At 59.2% G+C, this 964-nt stretch carries 1 protein-coding gene; it reads right to left on the reverse strand.

The window, feature by feature from the left end:
- The coding region (locus HV670_RS30150; RefSeq protein WP_175108562.1) for a YncE family protein at nucleotides 1-809 on the reverse strand (809 nt) is incomplete at its 3' end.
- Between the last annotated feature and the right edge of the window lie 155 nt (nucleotides 810-964).

Raw genomic sequence — 964 nt, forward strand, 5'->3', positions numbered from 1 at the left:
GCACCATTCGAACTGAACGCCAGCTTCAACGCCGGATCGAACGCGGCGGCATCGGGATGCCCGCCAATCGGCAAGTCGGCCACTGCATGGCCAGATACCGCATTCACCACCATCATGTGCTGGTTCGCGCAGACGGTGAAGAGACGCTCGTTCGTAGCGTCAATGGCGAGTCCCGACGGCTCCTCGCAGGGCGCCAGCGGCCACTGCGCCAGCACCTCAGCAGAGCTGGCATCGATCTCCACGATCTCACTCTTGTCTTCCACGTTGACGAAGACGTGACCCTGACCGTCGGCCACAAGCGCCTCCGGTTTGCCACCCACCTGCGTGGTCGCGACAATCTTGCGCGTCGCAACGTCAATCGCGCTCACGCTCTTGTCGTGCCCGTTGCTGACGTAAACACGCTGCAGCGAAGGCACATACAGAATCCCGTCCGGATCTGGTCCCGCGGCCTGAATGGTGTCGACCATCTTCAGCGTATCGAGGTTGATGACGGTAATCGTATTCGCACGGCCGTTGGTCACAAAGCCGAGCTTACGATCCTGCACGAACGCGAAGCCGTGCGCGCCGTCGGTGTGTTCGATCTCACCGAACAGCTTGCCGGTATGCGTATCGATCACCTGAACGTGGTCATCGCGGCTCACGAACAGGTGATGACGCACCGGATCGTACGCCACATAGTCCCAGCGCTCGGCGCCCTGCAGCGCATAGCGCCTGGTCACTTCGAAGTGCACGTCGGCCTTCGCGGTCACCGGGTGCGCCACGCAACACAACGATGCGGAGAGAAGACTGCCTGCAATCAGTGTTTGCAAAATGTTGCTTCGTTTCACGTTGAAATGACTTTGGTTGATTTTGATAATCGGATTGTGTCGAGCAAGCCAGGTTGACGGTCAATCGTGATCATCGAGATTGAACGTGACCCACAACTGCTCGGACAACGTCTTGCCCACGAAGGCCGATTCGGGCT

The sequence above is a fragment of the Pararobbsia alpina genome, assembly GCF_902859895.1.
In the GTDB taxonomy this organism is placed as follows: domain Bacteria; phylum Pseudomonadota; class Gammaproteobacteria; order Burkholderiales; family Burkholderiaceae; genus Pararobbsia; species Pararobbsia alpina.